The organism is Streptosporangium sp. NPDC000563, assembly GCF_040299985.1.
In the GTDB taxonomy this organism is placed as follows: domain Bacteria; phylum Actinomycetota; class Actinomycetes; order Streptosporangiales; family Streptosporangiaceae; genus Streptosporangium.
This window is the reverse complement of record NZ_JBEPDA010000002.1, coordinates 423,952-440,968: the sequence shown is the minus strand read 5'-3', so window position 1 is coordinate 440,968 and position 17,017 is coordinate 423,952. Positions and strand designations below refer to the sequence as shown.

Here is a 17,017-nt window from a genome sequence, read left to right as displayed (position 1 = left end):
CGGGCCGGTGAGCGGCGTCCGAACGGCCCGTGCGCTCCGGAGAAAACAGCCTGCACGCCCGTTGGGCCGCACACGTCGCCGGCTTCCGCCGGTGACCACGCGCCGGCGCTCACTCCGGGGCGTGGCGCTCACCGCCGAGGAGGGCTCACCCCCGCCACGGTGAGGGCGAACAGCCGGTCCGCCTCGGTGGCGGGGTCCGGGTGGTGCTCCGTGGCCAGGGCGATGCCGGTGATCAGGTTGAGCAGGTCGGTGATGGTCACGCCCGGTGCGAGGGCGCCGTCGTCCGCGGCGCGGCGCGCCAGGGGGGCGCCCGCCTCGGTGAGTTGCGCCGAGCAGCAGTTCTCGGGAGCCACGTCGGGGCCGGCCGCCCGTTCGCGGGTCAGTGCGATGGCCAGCCCTCGGATGGTCGCGGCGTCCGCGGTGACGGCGCGCAGCCACTCCAGAAGTGCGGCCCGGGTGTCGGTTCTCTCGGTCAACGCGCGGGCACGGGCGCACAGGGCCTCGACCCGCTCGCGGAAGACCGCCTGCAGCAGTGCGTGGCGGCTGGGGAAGTGGCGGCGCACGGTGGCGGATCCGACCCCCGCGGTGCGGGCGATCTCCTCCAGGGACGCGTCGGCGCCGTACGTGGCGACCGCCTCCTCGGCCACGGCGAGCAGGCGCGCGTAGTTGCGCCGGGCGTCCGCCCGCTTGACGGGCATGGTCTCACCTCAACATTTGCTAAGTGGCGGGGTCCGCCGTATCTTACTCGAATATAAACGGCGGGGTCCGCCGTTTAATCGGCGATCACCCGAGGAGAGGCCTCATGCCCACCAATCCCGCACCCGTCCTGGTCACCGGCGCCACCGGACGGCAGGGGGGCGCCACCACCCGCGCCCTGCTCGCCAACGGCGTTCCCGTCCGGGCGCTGGTCCGCGACCCCACGACCGACCGGGCACGGGCGGTCGAGGCGCTCGGCGCCGAACTGGTCACCGGCGACCTCGACGACCGAGACTCCCTGGTGAGAGCCGCGCGAGGAGCACGGGCCGTCTTCTCGATGCAGATGCCCGCGCTGAAGGGAGACGCCTTCGACTTCGAGGGCGAGCTGACCCAGGCCGCCAACCTGGTCGAGGGAGCGCTGGCCGCGGACGTGCCGCAGTTCGTGCACACCTCCGTCACCGGCGCGGGCCAGCACGTGGAGACCCCCGGCTGGGCCGAGGGCCGCTGGGCGATGCTTGAGCCCGGCTTCGCCGCCAAGTCCGGCGCACAGGACCGGGTGCGTGAGGCGGGCTTCACGCACTGGACGATCATCAAACCGGGCTTCTTCATGGAGAACTTCCTCCCGTCCCTGGCGTACCTGTTCCCGCGCGGCATCGAGGGCGGCCTCGCGACCGTGCTGAAGCCCGGCACCCGGCTCTCCCTCGTCGCGGCCGCCGACGTCGGCACGACCGCCGCCGCGGCCATCGCCGAGCCGGAACGTTTCCACAAGGTCGAACTGGAACTGGCCGGCGACCATCTGACGATGGCCGAGGTCGCCGCAGTCCTCTCCCGCACCCTGGGAACCGAGGTGACCGCGCCCGACATGACCATGGAGGAGGCGGTCGCCGCCGGAATGCCGTGGGCGGGCGTCTCCTCCCACGAGTTCCTCAACACGGTCGAGCAGCCCGCCCGTCCGGAGTACGCGCGGGCCTTCGGCATCCCGCTCACGACCTTCGAGGAATGGGCGTACGAGCACATGCGGCTCGCCGCCTGACACCACCTGACGCCGAGCGGGGGTCCCCGCTCGGCGGCCCCGGCCTCCGGCGGGTGGTCCTCGGTCGCGGCGCGCGTCCGCGCCGCGACCGAGGGACGCTCACCTGCTCACCTGCTCACCGCGGAGGCCAGGGCGCGCACCCGTTCGGCGTGCAGGTCGTGGCCGATGACGACCGGCGGCTCGTTGTACGGCATGGCGTCGGAGGAGCGGCGCAGCTTGACGTACTGCCCGCAGGCGTCGACGGCGTACGGCTCCATGTCGTCCTGCAGCGCCCCGATCACCGTGATCCCGTACGTCTCGCCGATCCTGCGGAACAGCGCCACCGCCTCCCTGCGATGCTCCTTGCCGAGGTTACGGCCCAGCTCGTCCAGGACCAGGCACAGGTGCCCGCCCCCCGAGGACGCGATCGCCGCCGCGCAGACCAGCTTCACCGCCTTCTCGTCCATCAGCGCGGTGTTGGCCCGCCGGTTGTACGGCACGAAGCCCTGCCCCTCGCCCCTGCGCCACTTGGGCGTCACCCGCCACGCCCAGCGCTGCTCGGGGTCGGCGGGCGCGGGCGGCACGGGAAACTCCAGCGTCGCGCCGTAACCACCGTAGGAGGTGTCGAGTTTGTCGAACTCCTCGGCCACCCGGGTCAGCCGCGCCTTGATCGCGGCGGTCAGCGCGGCCCGGTGCACGGCGGTGGACTGGGCGGCCTCCTCGGCACCCCTGGCCGCGGCCGTCAGGTCGCGCTGCCGGGTGACGATCTGCGTCTCGATCTGGCGGCGCCGATGCCGCTCGTACTCCTCCTGGCCGCGCAGGTAGGAGGCGAGCGTGGAGCACACGCCGGGGAACGTCGCCTGCTCGCGGGCGGTGCGCCCGGCACCGGGCGCGGTCCGTTCGCCGACCAGGAAGCGCAGTTCCTCGGGCATCTCCTCGTCCTCGCCGGGGAAGGCGGGGAAGGTGTCGCGCAGCGCCTCGTCCAGGTGGCGCTCGGCGGCCCGCCACCACTCCTCGGAGGTGAGCGGACGCTCCTGCTCCTCCAGGGCGCCCAGCCACTCGCGGGCTCCGTCGAGGGTGCCGCCCCAGTCGCCGGCCAGCGCGTCCAGCCCGAGCGCGTCGCGGTCGGCGGCGATCCTCGCCGCCTGTTCCGCGGCCTGGTCACGGTCGGACTCGTACCTGGCCCTGCGCCCCTCCAGACGCTCGATCTCCATGCTTCTCGTACGGGCGCGGAAGTCCAGGGCGCTCGCCCGGCGCTCGGCCTCGTCGACCTTCGGCGCGATCGTGGCCAGCGCCTCGGACAGCTCGGTGAGCGCGGCCCGGCGCTCGGCGAGCCGCCGCTCGATGTCGGCCAGTTGCACGGACGCCTTCGCCCCCTCAAGCCTCCTGCCCGCCTCGGCCACGGCGTCCTCGGCGGCCCGCACGACCGCCGCCGCGCTCTCCTGCGCGTCGCGCGCCCGGTGCAGCCGCTGCTCGGCCGCCTTGATGCGGGCCTCCCTGCCGGTGACGGCCACCTCGAACGATCCCACCACGGTGACGCCCGCCGCGCTGACCAGCACGGACCCCGGCAGCGCGTCCAGCGCCCGCGCCGCCGCCTCCAGGTCGGCCGCGTCGACGACGACCGTGTGCTCGTGCGGCCATCCGCGGGCTCCCAGCGCGGGCCCCACCCGGCCGTCCCGGCCCGGCGCACCCTCCTCGTCGCGCGCCTGCTCGGCGACGTCGATCGCGTCGAGCAGGCCGGTCGCGCCGACACCCGCGGCGGCGAGCGCGTTGAGCTGGGCCGCCGCCGGGCCACCTTCGGCGTCGTCCAGCGCGCCCTTCGCCCCCTCGGCCTCCCGGTCGGCCACGCCCAGCGCTTTCAGCGCCTCGTTCAGCCGCGTCCTCGCCTCGGTCAGCTCCGCACCGGCCGTCGTCACGTCGCGCCCGTCGGCCAGGCGGCGCTGCTCCTCAAGACCGGGGATCCAGCCGCGCAGCTCGTCGACCGAGTTCTCCGCCACCGCGCGGTCGGCGTCCAGCTTCGCCGCGCGTGCCTGCAGCGCGCTCAGCTCCCTGCGGGCCTCGGCCAGCCCGCGCTCCAGCGTGTCGTCCTTGAGCGTGGCGATCTCGGCCCTGACCTCACCGATCGCCTCGGTGGCACGCGCGCCCGCCGCGTGGACCCGCTCCAACTCGGCCGCGAGCGCCTCGTCCCGCTGCCCGGCGTCGGTGAGCCTGCGTGCCAGCCGCCCCCGCCAGCAGCGCAGCGCACCGGCCAGCCGGACGCGGCCACGGTCACGCCTGTCGAAGGTCTCCAGGAGCGTGTGGGACTCGGCCTCGAACTCCCGCAGCAGCTCCACGGCCCGCGTCGCCCGCACCCGCCTGGCGTGCTCGTCGCGGCGGGCCTCCCGCTCCTGGTCGAGCTCGGCGTCCAGGCCGGTCAGCGCGGCGATCGCCTCGAAGACCCGCTCGGGGGAGATCTCGTTGAGCGGCTGGGAGAGCAGGTTGGTGGCGACCTTGCTGCGCACCGAGGTCGACAGGAACGACACGCACCTGACGCGGTCGCCGTACAGGAACCTGGTCAGGTCACGCGCCACCACGTCGCGGCGTCCCGCCGAGCGGGGCAGCGTCGCCCACAGCGCGTCGGCCCGCGTCACCCGCTCCGCCTCCGAGGCCGCCACCGCCAGGTGCACCCCCTGGATCCAGCGGATCTCCAGGTGCGGGGCCTCCTGGTTGACCCGCAGCCACACGGTCACCGCGTCGTCCAGGGAGGCGTGGTCGGGGGAGTCGCCGTTCGGGTGGCCGATGCCCGGGGAGTCGCCGTTCGCGGGACCGGTGTCGTCCACGGGGTCGGCGCTCTCGGCGACGGTGTGGCCGGAGCCGGTGCGGACGGGACCGCTCCGCGAGGAGCCGTTGCGTCCGGTGTACACGGAGTCGGCCGGTGCGAAAACGCCGACGATGTAGCCGTGGTCGGCACTGGCCCACGTCCGGCCACCCCCGCCCGCCGCCAGCTCGGCGTTGAACAGCAGCTCGGAGACCGCCTTCGCGCCCGAGGCGAACCGCCACTGCTCGTCTCCGAGCAGCGCGGTGATCATCGCGATGAACGACGACTTGCCCGCGCCGTTGGAGTCCTTCGGCCCCGCGCCCGCGACCACGATCAGCGTGCCGGGAACGGTCGGCACCGGATGGGTCGAGAGCCGCGAGATGTTGACCGGCTGCACGGCGATCAGCACCCGGTCGCCCACCACGTTCTCGCTCGGGGCGGTGGCGCGGGCCGGCTCCACGGGGACCAGGGTCGCCTGCGTCCCGCCCGTGTCCCCGGAGCCTCCGCTCTCCCCGCTCCGCCGGGCCTTTCCGCCGCCCTCCCCCGGGGAGACCGTGACCTCCCCGCTCAGGGTGCTCTTTGCCCGATTCCTCCTGCCGCTCTCCCCCCGGGAGTCCTTGATCTCCTCGCTCCGAGTGCCCTCCGGCCGGGTCTTCCCGCCGCTCTCCCCCCGGGAGTCCTTGACGTCCTTGCTCCGAGTGCCCTCCGCCCCGACCTTCCTGGCGCGGGTGGCTCCGGTGACCTCGCCCTGGGAGGTTGCAGCCTGGGCGTTTTCGGCCCCGGCCGTGTCGGCGCGGGTTTCCGCGCCCCGGGCTCGGCTTTCGCGCGAGCTCTTCGCGGCCTGGTTCCGCTGCTCGGTCAACCCCGTCGTTCCTTTCTTCCATCCGGCTTCCGGCGCCCGGAGCACCGGATCTCCGGGACCTCGTCCCGGCTTCGGCTCGTCATGAGAGAGGGCCACCTCACACCCGCCAGGCGGTCGGCCCGGCGGGACCCCGGCACCCCGTCATCGGGTCCGCTCACCGCCGGTTGGCCCGTACGGCCGCGGCCAGCGGGGTGTGCGGCCCCGCCGCGAGGATCAGCTCCTCCTGCAGGTGACGCCTGGCCTGCGGAGTGAGCCGGTGGAACTGCGGCCCCGGCACGTAACCCCCCGCCTCCTCGCCCGCCTTCACCTGGGTCACCAGACCCGCGTGACGCAGGGTGCGCAGCGCGGCGTCCAGCTCGCCGATCGGCAACCTGGTGTGCCGCCGAAGCTCGTCGACCTGGGCGGGGAACGGCGAGAGCCAGCTGTCGGCGGGCAGCAGGCCGTCGGCCCGCGGGATCGCCACCGAGTGGATCAGCACGAGGACCAGAACCGCCCGCTCGGACTCACCCAGAGCCGAGCCCGAGCCTGTTCCCGCTCCCGAGCCTGCTCCCGTCCCCGTCCCCGTCCCCGTTCTCGTTCCCGTGAGCGTCTCGGGCGCGTAACCCGAGATCCACGCGTCGCGGTCGTGGATCAGGACCCGGCCGCGACGCTCCAGCATCTCGGCGAGCGTACGGCGCAGCACCGGGTCGCGCAGCGCGGGAAAACGGGCCTCGTGCACCGGTTCGGCCGCGTGCTCCACCGCCATGAACGCCGCCACGACCTCGGCCCTGCGCCGCTCGTCGAACGGACCGAGCAGATCCTCGTCGACCTCCTCGGGGATCGTGACAGCGGCTCCCGCCTCCGCGTCGTCGAGAGGCTCCGCGACAGGGAGCACCTCCAGGCCGCCGGGAACCTCCTCACCCGTGGGCAGGCGGCGCATCAGCTCCCGCAGTTGGGCGTGGGACGCCGCGGGCCAGGAGGCGCACCGGGGGCCGAGCCGTACCAGCCCGTCGGCGACCTCCAGCCAGGCCGAGTCGTGCAGGCGGCGCAGCGCGCCGACCGCCCAGTTGCGCATGAGGTCGTCGCCGCGCCCGATCAGCGCACGGTACGCCGACAGCACGTCGTCCACCCTGGCCGGGGTGCCCGGCCAGGGGTCGGAGGCGAGATCGGTCCAGCAGCATCGCAGGGCCGCGGCCAGCACCCGCCGGGTCTCCCCGGATCGTTCCACCGCGACCGGCGCGACCTGGTATTCCTCCAGGAGCGACGGGGTCGCCCCGTCGGGCCAGACCGGCAGTGCGAGCCCCGTGCCGTCGCCGCGCCCCAGCCGCGCCATCCCGGCGGGAGCCGCCTCCCCCGCCGCGAGTGTGAGAGGTCCGCCCGCCCTGGCACGGACATGCGCCATCCCGGACGACTCGGCGTCGGCCGATCCCGCCGCCCGCTCGTGCGCCGTCCCGGTGGCGACCACCCGGTCGTGCGCGGGAGACGTCGTGGGCGACGTGTGTCGCGGATCAGCCGGCACCGCCGGTCCTTTCGAGATGGCCGTGGGAGAGCCAGGCGGGCTCGCCGCCGGGGTCGGCGGTGAGGCCGTCGGACCAGCGCAGGCGGTACGGGGAGTCGGGACGCAGGTCGGCCGAGACGAGGTCGGCGAGCAGCCTGCGAGCGGAGACCCACTCGCCGTCGGCGGTGAGCAGCTCCTCCAGACGGGCGGTGGAGCGCCCGGCGAGCGCGGCCTCGGCCACCGCGGCCAGGTGGTCGAGGCCGCCTGTGCCGGGGTCGTGGGTGTCGGCGGTGCCGGGGTCGGGCAGGGCCGAACGCGGGGGAGTGGGCTGGGCGGGTGCCGGGCGAGGGCTCTCGTCCACCGCCCTGACGATCGCCGCCGGGTCGTGCCAGGGGGCGGGGGCGTCGAAGACGAAGCCGTCGAGCACGGAGGCCAGACGCTCCTTGCTCGCGGTCTGCGCGAAGGTGCGCCAGGTCTCCGCGGGAAGCAGCGTGAGGTTTCTCGTCGTGCCCGCCGAGTCGGCCAGGCGCCCGGCGGCGCGGCGCGAGGCGTCGCTGTAGGAGTAGATCGCGGCACGCAGTTCGGTGCAGGTGCGGTCGAGGTCGGGCCAGCGGGTGAGGATGGTGCCGTGCAGGCTCTGCGCCCGCCTGGCGATCTCCTCGGTGCCCCACAGCTTGGGCGCCTGCTCGCGCAGCTCCTCGATGGTGCCGCCGGTCAGCGTGATCAGCTCCAGCGCCCACAGCCGGAAGGCGCGCGACAGGTTCTGCGCGCTGGCGCGAGCCTCCTCCATCGTCGTGCGAGGGTCGGCCACGTTGAGGTCTTCGAGAGCGAGTAGGCGGTGCATCTCCGACTGGCCGCCGTCGTCCATCATCCGGCGGATGAACATCAGCCCCACCACACTGGTGAACGACGCGCGGTAGCGAAGCTGGTTGGGCTTGGGGAACACCTCCCGGATCGCGCCGAGGCCGCGCAGGACCCTGAGCCGGTTCTCGAACCGGTCGAGCGGGTAGGCCCGGCAGACGTGGCGCATCTGCTCGTGGGTCAGCCACTCCTCGCCCGCCTCGGCGAACGCCGCGAACAGCGTCTCGGCGATGTCGACCAGCGCGGGGTCGTCCACCACCGCGCCGCTGTCGCGGGCGAGCGCCGCGAACATGCGGCGGTAGGTCGAGAGCACGGCCTCCTCGGTGAGGGCCGAGTCGAGCGTGATCTCGTGGTTCGTCTCTGGCACGCGCCCTACCGTAAGGCTTGTGCCCGACAATCCTGACCCGGACCGCGGAGAAGCGCTCCACGGAGAGACGCGGCCGAACACGGGCCGTAGGAAACGGTGGGCAGCGGCGAAGAACAGCGGACCGTCCAGGCGGTAGGCGACGACGTGCTCGGAGAGCGGGACGTGTTCCTGCTCGGTGTGGTCGCCGGGCGACTCGGGATGGGGTCGGCGTCATGCCCGGGCGGGCGATCGTTTCCCGACACCGTATGGCGCAGCTTGAGTAGTTTTGCTGCCCTGTTCCAACACCTTGCCGACCCAACCGGGTGTTTGGGGATCGGGTGAGGCGTCAGGCTGGGCGCCTCACCGCCTCACCGCCTCACCGCCTCACCGCCTCGCCGCGGGTGGCAGGGCCGGGCGCGAGGGGTGTCCGGGCGCGGAGACGGAGAAGTCGACCTTGAGCGCGTAGCGGTGCGCCACGTAGGAGCTGGTCGTGTATTCGAGGGGATTCCCGTGTTGATCAACGATGGAGCGCGTCTCGACGAGCATCGGTGTCGTGGGGTCGACGTCGAGTTCGGGTGCGTCGTCGTCGGCTGTGCGCGCCGTGAGGACGGAGGAGCCGAGAGTCGGATGCAGTCCCAGGCGGCGGAGGGTCTGATGCAGTGATCCCGTCTCCAGGTCCGCGGTGAGCAGCGCGTCGAGGGTGGCAGGGAAGGTGGCGTGTTCGATGGCCACGGGCAGGTCGTCGAAGAGCCGGACACGGCTGATGACGACCACGGACGCGGGTCGCGTGGTGAGGGCCGGTGGATAGAGGGCGGCCGCCTCCTGAGGGGAGGCAGGGCGCACGGCGGCCTCCAGGACCCGGGAACGTGGCGTCTTGCCGAGGGCGAGGGCCTGGTCGTGGAAGCTCAGCAGGGTGCCGACCGGCCGGGCGGCGGCGACCTGGCGCACGAAGCTGCCCCGTCCCGGCACCCGCTCCAGCAGGCCGTCGCGTTCCAGCCGGACCATAGCGGCGCGCGCCGTCATCCGGGAGACACCGAACTCCTGCGCCAGCTGCGACTCGGAGGCGAACGGATCACCGTCGGCGGCGCCTTCGAGACGCCGTCGCAGTTGCTTCTCGATGCGCTCGTACAGCGGTTGCGACGCGGCCATGGCGGGTGTGCTCCTCCTCGGTCGGATGGTGTCGGTTCCCAGTGTGACGTCAGTCGACACCGTCATCGAGATCTGTATAGGCTGTATATACAGCTTACCTGAGGCGACCCGAAGGAGAACATCATGTCCGTGGCCTCGATCGACGTCCCGCGCTGGGAGGGCCCCCTGCCCTCACGCGAGGAGGTGGCGAAGATGATCGACCATTCGCTGCTGCGACCCGAACTGACTCCGGCCGAGGTCGAGGACGGCTTGGCGACCGCCCTGGAGTACCGCACGGCGTCGGTGTGCGTACGGCCCGCCGACGTGGCGGCTGCGGTCGCCACGCTGCGCGGCAGCCGGGTTCTCGTCGGCACGGTCGTCGGCTTCCCGCACGGCGGCGGCACCACGCAGGCGAAGGTCTTCGAGACCGCCGAGCTGATCTCCCTGGGGGCGGAGGAGATCGACATGGTGATCAACATTGGTCGCCTACGTGGCGGCGACGTGGCGTTCGTCCAGAACGAGATCGCCGCCGTCGCCCAGGCCGCCGAGGGGCGCCCGGTAAAAGTGATCTTCGAGAACGCCTACCTGACCGATCGGGAAAAGACCGCCGGGTACAGGGCCGCCGAGACCGCGGGCACGGCCTTCGTCAAGACCAGCACCGGGTTCGCCCCCGGTGGGGCGACGACCGCCGACATCGCCCTGATGCGACGCACCGTGTCCTCTCACATGCAGGTCAAGGCGGCCGGAGGCGTTCGCACCCTGGACGCGCTCCTGCACCTGCACCGGCTCGGCGCCACCCGCTTCGGAGTCACGGCCACCGCGGCGATCCTCGACGACCTCGAAAGCCGCCGCAACGGCAACCCGCCCACCGCGAGCGCGCCGAACTGACGGCGGGCTACCTTGCGGCTCGCCGTGGCTTCAGGGGTCCTGGGCCATGAAGGCCCGGAGCCGGGGGCGGTCGAACCTCGCCGGCGACCATCCGGCCGGCCGCTCGTCGGACAACGTGTCGGCTGTGTCAATCGGCCGTGCCGGCGTGCACGGCGATGATTCGCCAGCCGTGCGTCTCGCTGTACAGCCAAGTACGGGTGTAGCGCATCCTGGCCGCGAACGGCGCGCCGGAGACGGTCCCTTCGACGGTGCCGAGAAACCACGTCACTCCGGTGCGCCCATCGGCGAGCACGGTCAACTCCTCCTCGGCCACCCTCGTCATCACCTGCGTCCGAGTGCGGTGCAGCTCCAGGTCGTCCGCCTTGGTCGCAACGTTCGCACCGAAGGTAAAGATCAGCCGATCGTCCAGCAGCCGATCCAGCGCCTCGACATCTCCAGCGAGCTGCGCGGTCTGGAGCCGGCGCTCGGCGTTCCGCAAGTCCTCCATCATCAGATACCTCCAGCGTGGATACCCCCGCCTTCAGGCGGGGGAGGAAACGCGGCACGATGCCGCGCTTCTGGGTGGGTGGTGTAGCCGTAGCCGTCGGCTCGTTGGAGCAGGCGGACGTGGCGGTGGCCGATGCCCTGCACGGTGCCGTGCCGGGTGGTGATGTTGAAACTGCCGGTGGTGCGGACCGCGACCCGTCCGGTGTGGACTCCGGTGTTCTTGCCGGTCGGGATGGTCGCGCGGACCAGGTCGCCGGTGGCGAACCCCTTGACCTGCTTGGTCCGGGGTAGCCGTAGGCGGGGGAAGCCGTAGCGGTCGGTGCGGGTGCGGGCGTAGGTGCCGCGCCCGGTCGCCGTGACCACCAGGACCTTCGACGGCCAGGCGGTCACGGTCTCCAGGTGGCCGACGTGCAGGGCGTCCAACGTGTGCGATTTCGGGGCGCCGGTTCGGGACCGGTTCCACTTGGTGCGCCCGCCGGAGGCCGTCGCGACCGGCAGGCCGGTCGCCTGCAGTGCCCGCCACAGCGCCCAGCGGGTGGCGTTGACGGCGGCGGCGTCGCGCAGCGGCGCTTTGGCCTGCTTGAGGATCTTCGCCAGGAGTGCGGGCCTGCCCTTCAGGAACTCCTCGATCGGGGTGGCGTTCTTGGCCTGGTTACAGCCGATGCAGGCCAGGGCGAGGTTGCTGACACGGTCGGAGCCGCCCCGGCCGCGGGGGTGGATGTGGTCGAGGTTCAGCGGCACATCGCTCGCACCGCAGTAGGCGCAAGCGCGCCCCCACTTGGCGAGCAGGTATTCGCGGACCTCGTACCCGGCGAGGGTGCCCCGCTGGTATTCCACTCCTTCGAGCGGCCTTCCGGCCGACAGGGTGTGGGTGTCGAAGGAGACCTTCTCCACGTACACGGCGGTGAGGGGAGCCCACCGGGCCAGCCGGAGCACCTGCGACATCGTCGTGTCCACGCGGTGGCGCAGGGAGGGTGTCAGCCACCCTTGCGGTTTGGTGCGGTTGTTGAAGCGGGGGGCACGGTAGCGCAGGTTCGCGCTACGGCGTCGCCTTCGATACCGCGAGCGGGTGGTGAGCTTGTCACGGATCCGCCCGCCTCGGTGGTCAAGCTGGATCGCATACCGTCCGGTCCTGCTTGCGGCCTGGTCGGTGAACACCGCGATGCCGGTGTGCTTGGAGCCGGGGTCGATACCGGCCGCGACGCCCTGGAGGGTGGAGTCGGCGACGAGCCGGTCCTTGAGGCGGATAACGAACGGGGTGTGACGGGCCACCACCGCCCGCCCGGCCGCCAGTAGGCGGCGGGCACGGGCGGGATGGCACGGGTCGAGCGGGTGGCCGTGGGCGTCCAGGACGAACACGGCCGGGTGAACCTCACGGTTCGCTCCCTCGGACGCCGAAGCGCCCTGGGGGTGACGCCGAACAGGCCGGGTGCCGGTCCGTTCGATCTCCCCTCGCCCGGGTTGAACACCAGGTACCGCCTGGCGGCGGTCTCCGTGAGCCGTTTCGTGCCCACCCTCGGGCGTGTCTGCTCCCACGGATTCCAGAGCGGCAGGCTGAGGAAGCACCCGCCGGTGGGTCTGCGATCTTGTGTTCAACGTGGCCATCAAAATGCACCTCCTTGAGCTGATGACCAGGGCTGGTCAACGCGGGGCTTCAAAGCGCATCGCTGCGCCTCAAGCCCCCTCCTTCAGGAGGGGGTCGTTGACGAGGGCCACCCTTCCAGCCGACACCGTATCCGTGCCAGGACGTTCACGCTCGGCTGATCTTGACAGTCCGATCCGGGGATTCCGGTCGTCGGTGAGCGGGTGTCGGGTTTGATGGGAGCGTGCTCGCAACTATTTGCAACATTTGAGACAGATCGCAACATCCGCCGTACTGTCGGAGCAGTAACCCTTCGCGGTGACAAGGTGATGGAGATGGCGACCTCCACAGCACGCATCGACGAGGCCAAAGGCATTCTCGCCGCCAGGCTCAGGGCGCTCCGCGCCGACGCCGGGCTGACGGGGCGAGCGCTGGCGGCGAAGACCGGCCTGGACCACACCAAGATCTCCAAGATCGAGAACGCGGTCCAAATGCCCAACCAGGCGGACATCCGCACCTGGTGCGAGGCCTGTGACGCGGACGAGCAGGTGGTCGACCTCATCGCGGCCGCCCAGAACATCGACGCGATGTACACCGAGTGGCGCCGCCTGGAGGAGAGCGGCCTCGGCCACGTCCAGCGCTCGTTCCAGCCGTTGTACGACAAGACCCACCAGTTCCGCGTCTGGCAGCACTCGGCCGTCCCCGGCCTGCTCCAGACCGGCGACTACGCCCGCGGTCACCTGCGCGCCGTCATCGACTTCCGAGGCATCCCCGACGACATCGACGCCGCGGTCGCGGCGAGGCTGAAACAGCAGGAGATCCTGCGCAACGGGAGCAAGCGGTTCGCGTTCGTCGTCGGGGAACAGGCGCTCCGCACGCCACTGGTCGGCCCCGAGCAGATGGTCGCCCAACTCGACCGGCTGGCGGATCTGACCTCCGGCACCGCGAACGTGTCCTTCGGTATCGTCCCCGCGACGATCAGGCCGCCGCTCATGCCACCGGAGAACTTCTGGATATACGACGCCAACCGCGTCCGCGTCGACACCGTGCCGGGTCAGATCCAGCACAAGGCGCCGGGCGACGTGGTCGTGTACGAGAAGGCGTTCCAGGCGCTGAGCGGCGCCGCGGTGTACGGGAAGGAGGCCCGCGCACTGCTGCGAACCGCGGCGAGTGCGTTCCGCGAGAGGTGAAGCGCCATCAGGAGCGGAGTTTCGTGAGAACGATGCCCCGCGAGACGCCCCTTTGAGCGGTGCGGTCTCGTGATGGGCGATTCTTCGCGAGGAGCGGACTCGCAACATCGCGCAACATCGTTGAGGCGGGAGCCTCTGGATCTTTACTCTCGCCAGCGTGACCGTTGATCACAGAACCCCAGAAGACGTTGAGTGCCCCTCAGTCGAACTCCGGGCTCGTGAGCTGGCGGCCCTGCTGGCCCGATCCCACAACATCCCGGCGGACGTGCACCGCCTGCCGTCAGGAAAGGTCGTCATCTCCGTCTACTACGGCCTGGTCGCCCGCCTGGACGACGCGTGTCGTTTCTGGTGGATCGTCCCCGTCTGCGAGGAACGGGACAGGCCGCTGTGGACGAGTGCCGCCACTCCGGCCGCGGCGGCGGTCCGGATCGCCGACCACTACCGGGAACTGCGCACTCGTCCGCTGGCCCACCTGATCCACGGCGGTTACCTGCTGACCGACGTCCTGCTGGAACATCACGAGGCCGCGGCGCCGGTCTGAACGCGCACAGCGGGGTGCGCCGGTCTGACCGCGTCCATCGGGGGCGTCTCGGTCCGACCGCGTCCGGCGCGGCGGCGTTCCGGTAACGGACCGCAGTCGAAAGTCCTTCCCCGGAATCGGCGTCCGGCGTTCGGCGAACACGAAACCGACCGCTCCTGGGAAGGGGGTGCACCGCTTTTTGTCCCTGATTCTTACGGCCTTTTAGGTCGTTTCGTACGGGTAGCGCGTACTTTTTGAGAGCGCACTCGATGACCGCCTACCCCTATTTTCCGCGCGCTGAAGTCTCCTACCTGCGCGAATCATGGTTCAACGCCCCCTGTTTCGTGTTTAACTCGGACTTGCGGTAGTCACCCGACTTCCTTGGGTAGTGTCCCCGGGCCGGGTGAGAGCGCGCGATGCAGCAAGGGGAGACGATTCATGATCAGTGTCCTGATCGCCGAGGACATGCATCTCGTCCGGGGAGCCATGGTCGCCCTGCTCTCCACGGAGAGTGACATCAAGGTCGTCGCCGAGGTCGGCCACGGTGACGAGGTGGTCCGCTCCTGCCTGCTGCACCGCCCGGACATCGCGCTCGTCGACATCGGCCTGCCGGGCACCGACGGCCTCACCGCGACGGCGGAGTTGCACCGCAGGCTCCCCGAGTGCGGGACGGTGATCCTGACCGGGCTCGCGACCCCGGCCGCGCTGTGCCGGGCGCTGGACGCCGGGGCGCGCGGCTTCGTCGTCAAGGACGCCCCCGCGGACCAGCTCGCCGACTGCGTACGCCGCGTGGCCGCCGGCGAGCGGGTCGTCGACCCCGAGCTGGCCGTCGCCGCACTCAACGCGAAGAGAAACCCGCTCACCGCACGCGAACTGGAGGTCCTGCAGGCCGCGGCCGAGGGGGCGCCGGTCGGGGAGATCGCCGACCGTCTCTGCCTGTCCGGCGGAACGGTACGCAACTACCTGGCACGGATCCTCAACAAGGTCGACGCCCGCACGCGCGTCGAGGCGGTGCGGATCGCCAGGGAGGCGGGCTGGCTGTGGTTCGACGACCTGACCGAACTCGGCCTGCTCCGCTGCCGGGACACGGGAGGCTCGTCCAGCCGGATGAACTAGGCGTGATCACCGGCGAGTGGCAGAAGGGCGGAGCGGGCACGGACTCCTGTCGTGCGGACGAGCCGGCCAGGAAACGAAACCCGCGACACCCGCATGCATCGCACCGACGGCAGGCGGATGCGAAGGGTCGCCCATCGCAGGTCAGCCGGTGACGGAGATGGTCCAGGTCTTCTGGCAGCTGGAGCCGAACACACCGGTGTCACAGCCCTTGACGTTCCAGCGGTAGCCGCTGTTGGTGCGGATACGCGTGTAGGAGCGCCCCCGGATGCCGCCGATGAAGTCCTCCTGGGCGCCGTTCGGGTCGGCGGCACTGGTCCAGCGGACGAGGAACTTGTCGAAGGCGCGATCGGTCGTGCGCCAGTCGAAGTAGGCGTAGCCGTTGCTCGACCAGGCGGCCACCACCAGGTTGGGGCCGTTCTTGGGAGACCAGGCCATCTGGCCGCGGGCGAACGTCTGGCGGCGGCCCGCCCAGCCGACGTTGTTCTGGTAGATGTCGCGCTCCGTCGTGGTCGGGCAGCCGAGCTTGCCGTTCTCGCCGCCGAGCTGGGCCCAGCGGGCACCGATGAGACCGTACGGCTGGATGCTGCAGCCGCTCGCCTTGGTGGTCTCGGCGTGGGCGGGGAGGGCGACGGCCAGGGCCGCGGCCGAGGCGAGGGCGGTGGTCACCGAGAGGATCGCGCGACGGTTCATGGTGGACTCCTGGAAGGTGAGACCCGCCGTTCTGCTCGCTGCGGGTGTCGTCCTCCAGTGATACGGCGTCCCGCTTACCGGAGGCTTGAGCACCGCCTACGGAGACTTGCGAACCGCGATCACAAGGCGCCCGGATCAAGCCGGACGATCCGCGATCGCGACGCGACCCACGCCTTCAGGCATGAAGCATGGGCACCACTCGGACGAGGCGAATGCCGAGACAGCACCCAGAGCCGGGTCGCCACGGGAAGCTCAGGGTTATTTGTCCCGGCCTCGTTGCTCCCACTCGGCCCGGGTGAGTTCGTACTCGACGTCACCGTGTTCGGAACCTTCGATGGCCTCCGGCCAGTCCTCGGTGAAGCTTCGGACGAACGACAGGCCCGCCTTCTCCATCACCCGCCGGGATCCCGCATTGACCGCCATGGTGTTCGCGGTCACCCGTTCCACTCCGAGGTCGGTGAACCCCCTGTGGATCAGGGCTCGCGCCCCTTCCGTGGCATAGCCGTTGCCCCAGGCGGCCTTGTGCAGGCGGTAGCCGAGTTCGACCACGGCGGGGCTGTGGTCGGCCAGGGGCCTGAACTCGAACCAGCCCAGAAAGACACCGCCGTTTTTCTCCTCCGCGGCCCAGTAACCACGGGTCCCGAAGCACGGGTGAACATGCAGGAGCCGTGGCAGGCTTCGTGCCTTGATCGTCTCAAGAGTCGTCGCCCGGCCACCGTTGATGAAGCGCATGACGTCGGGATCGTTGTCCAGCGCGAGAAGATGCTCGGCATCGGCCTCGGTGAACGGCCGCAACACGAGCCGCTCGGTCTCAAGGAAGGCGGGCATGCCGCGATCCTAACCACCGGGGATCATGCGACGGGTCGACGAGAGGCGGCGCGGATTTCCAGCGCCCGGTGGCCGGAGTGACCACCTTCGACATGCGCTCCCCGATGTTGGGAGGCTGTCCGGAATCTCTGGAGCACTTCACCTGATGTTTACCTACCTTGAGGTACCTGGGTACCGTGGGAGCGGAAAGGAGGAAGTCATGACGATGCCCCACCCGGCCAAGCGGCAATCACCGCTGAAAGTCGACCCGGCGACCGACGAACTGATCTCCCAAGCAGCCCACTTCCTTGGGATGACCAAGAAAGACCTGGTCGCTGCAGCGGTCCGCACTTACCTCGACCAGCAGCGCGAACAGATCCGCCGCGGGATGATCGAGTCGATGAAGGTCCTGGACGGCTCCTTGTCGTCCAACGTGTCCTTGCTCACTGGCCTGACGCCCGACCGCATCAACGAACTCGGTGGCACCGGCGATTGGGAGGAATGAAATCTCCATGCACCGCGTCCGTCCTACGTTGCGCGTCCTCCGTGACGACCTGAA

General features: G+C 71.1%; 15 protein-coding genes. 6 read left to right on the top strand and 9 right to left on the bottom strand.

All coding sequences use genetic code 11. The features are described from left to right. Nucleotides 1-128: 128 nt before the first annotated feature. On the bottom strand, nt 129-698 hold the full coding sequence (locus tag ABT352_RS10380; RefSeq protein ID WP_350944141.1) for a TetR/AcrR family transcriptional regulator: 570 nt from the start codon (nt 696-698) through the stop codon (nt 129-131). Nucleotides 699-802: 104 nt separating this feature from the next. On the opposite strand from ABT352_RS10380, the gene ABT352_RS10375 reads away from it, so the two are divergent. Further along, nucleotides 803-1,729 carry an NmrA/HSCARG family protein gene (locus ABT352_RS10375; RefSeq protein WP_350944140.1) on the top strand — a complete coding sequence of 309 codons (927 nt, stop codon included), beginning with the start codon at nt 803-805 and terminating at the stop codon, nt 1,727-1,729. Between the two features lie 107 nt (nt 1,730-1,836). Here the strand turns inward: ABT352_RS10375 and ABT352_RS10370 are convergent, their stop codons facing one another. The 4 genes from ABT352_RS10370 to ABT352_RS10355 all read right to left on the bottom strand — a co-directional run bounded on the left by ABT352_RS10370 (nt 1,837) and on the right by ABT352_RS10355 (nt 9,200). Then, a complete protein-coding gene (locus ABT352_RS10370; protein ID WP_350944139.1) occupies nt 1,837-5,367 on the bottom strand; it encodes a coiled-coil domain-containing protein in 3,531 nt (1,176 codons plus the stop codon). 154 nt (nt 5,368-5,521) lie between these two features. Further along, nucleotides 5,522-6,865: a hypothetical protein gene (locus ABT352_RS10365; RefSeq protein WP_350944138.1), complete on the bottom strand. Its 1,344-nt coding sequence runs from the start codon at nt 6,863-6,865 to the stop codon at nt 5,522-5,524. After that, entirely contained in the window at nt 6,855-8,072 is a 1,218-nt protein-coding gene (locus ABT352_RS10360; RefSeq protein ID WP_350944137.1) for a hypothetical protein, read from the bottom strand. The genes ABT352_RS10365 and ABT352_RS10360 overlap by 11 nt, the downstream gene beginning before the upstream one ends. Before the next feature lie 363 nt (nt 8,073-8,435). After that, entirely contained in the window at nt 8,436-9,200 is a 765-nt protein-coding gene (locus ABT352_RS10355; protein WP_350944135.1) for a GntR family transcriptional regulator, read from the bottom strand. Nucleotides 9,201-9,323: 123 nt separating this feature from the next. On the opposite strand from ABT352_RS10355, the gene deoC reads away from it, so the two are divergent. Beyond that, nucleotides 9,324-10,067 carry a deoxyribose-phosphate aldolase gene (gene deoC, locus ABT352_RS10350; RefSeq protein ID WP_350944133.1) on the top strand — a complete coding sequence of 248 codons (744 nt, stop codon included), beginning with the start codon at nt 9,324-9,326 and terminating at the stop codon, nt 10,065-10,067. 127 nt (nt 10,068-10,194) lie between these two features. Here deoC and ABT352_RS10345 read toward each other — a convergent pair whose 3' ends face one another. Beyond that, complete coding sequence (locus tag ABT352_RS10345) at nt 10,195-10,557, bottom strand: nuclear transport factor 2 family protein (RefSeq protein ID WP_350944131.1); 363 nt, start codon at nt 10,555-10,557, stop codon at nt 10,195-10,197. Continuing rightward, complete coding sequence (gene iscB, locus ABT352_RS10340) at nt 10,557-11,912, bottom strand: RNA-guided endonuclease IscB (protein WP_350944129.1); 1,356 nt, start codon at nt 11,910-11,912, stop codon at nt 10,557-10,559. Before iscB ends, ABT352_RS10345 begins: the two co-directional genes overlap by 1 nt. Before the next feature lie 558 nt (nt 11,913-12,470). Here iscB and ABT352_RS10335 point away from each other — a divergent pair. The 3 genes from ABT352_RS10335 to ABT352_RS10325 all read left to right on the top strand — a co-directional run bounded on the left by ABT352_RS10335 (nt 12,471) and on the right by ABT352_RS10325 (nt 14,961). Further along, nucleotides 12,471-13,325 carry a helix-turn-helix domain-containing protein gene (locus tag ABT352_RS10335; RefSeq protein ID WP_350944127.1) on the top strand — a complete coding sequence of 285 codons (855 nt, stop codon included), beginning with the start codon at nt 12,471-12,473 and terminating at the stop codon, nt 13,323-13,325. A 157-nt stretch (nt 13,326-13,482) separates the two neighbouring features. After that, nucleotides 13,483-13,866: a hypothetical protein gene (locus tag ABT352_RS10330; RefSeq protein ID WP_350944125.1), complete on the top strand. Its 384-nt coding sequence runs from the start codon at nt 13,483-13,485 to the stop codon at nt 13,864-13,866. A gap of 417 nt (nt 13,867-14,283) precedes the next feature. Continuing rightward, entirely contained in the window at nt 14,284-14,961 is a 678-nt protein-coding gene (locus tag ABT352_RS10325; protein WP_350944124.1) for a response regulator transcription factor, read from the top strand. Between the two features lie 141 nt (nt 14,962-15,102). Here the strand turns inward: ABT352_RS10325 and ABT352_RS10320 are convergent, their stop codons facing one another. Continuing rightward, on the bottom strand, nt 15,103-15,651 hold the full coding sequence (locus tag ABT352_RS10320) for an LGFP repeat-containing protein (protein ID WP_350944123.1): 549 nt from the start codon (nt 15,649-15,651) through the stop codon (nt 15,103-15,105). Between the two features lie 258 nt (nt 15,652-15,909). Continuing rightward, entirely contained in the window at nt 15,910-16,479 is a 570-nt protein-coding gene (locus ABT352_RS10315; RefSeq protein WP_350944121.1) for a GNAT family N-acetyltransferase, read from the bottom strand. A 199-nt stretch (nt 16,480-16,678) separates the two neighbouring features. Here ABT352_RS10315 and ABT352_RS10310 point away from each other — a divergent pair, with 199 nt between their 5' ends. Further along, on the top strand, nt 16,679-16,963 hold the full coding sequence (locus tag ABT352_RS10310) for a hypothetical protein (RefSeq protein WP_350944119.1): 285 nt from the start codon (nt 16,679-16,681) through the stop codon (nt 16,961-16,963). Nucleotides 16,964-17,017: the final 54 nt, after the last annotated feature.

Bases quoted from the DNA above. Each gene is read 5' to 3' on its own strand.
- ABT352_RS10335 (WP_350944127.1), top strand. From the start codon at position 12,471: ATGGCGACCTCCACAGCACGCATCGACGAGGCCAAAGGCATTCTCGCC.
- ABT352_RS10325 (WP_350944124.1), top strand. From the start codon at position 14,284: ATGATCAGTGTCCTGATCGCCGAGGACATGCATCTCGTCCGGGGAGCC.
- ABT352_RS10375 (WP_350944140.1), top strand. From the start codon at position 803: ATGCCCACCAATCCCGCACCCGTCCTGGTCACCGGCGCCACCGGACGG.
- ABT352_RS10315 (WP_350944121.1), bottom strand. From the start codon at position 16,479: ATGCCCGCCTTCCTTGAGACCGAGCGGCTCGTGTTGCGGCCGTTCACC.
- ABT352_RS10320 (WP_350944123.1), bottom strand. From the start codon at position 15,651: ATGAACCGTCGCGCGATCCTCTCGGTGACCACCGCCCTCGCCTCGGCC.
- ABT352_RS10380 (WP_350944141.1), bottom strand. From the start codon at position 698: ATGCCCGTCAAGCGGGCGGACGCCCGGCGCAACTACGCGCGCCTGCTC.
- ABT352_RS10345 (WP_350944131.1), bottom strand. From the start codon at position 10,557: ATGATGGAGGACTTGCGGAACGCCGAGCGCCGGCTCCAGACCGCGCAG.
- deoC (WP_350944133.1), top strand. From the start codon at position 9,324: ATGTCCGTGGCCTCGATCGACGTCCCGCGCTGGGAGGGCCCCCTGCCC.
- ABT352_RS10310 (WP_350944119.1), top strand. From the start codon at position 16,679: ATGACGATGCCCCACCCGGCCAAGCGGCAATCACCGCTGAAAGTCGAC.
- ABT352_RS10355 (WP_350944135.1), bottom strand. From the start codon at position 9,200: ATGGCCGCGTCGCAACCGCTGTACGAGCGCATCGAGAAGCAACTGCGA.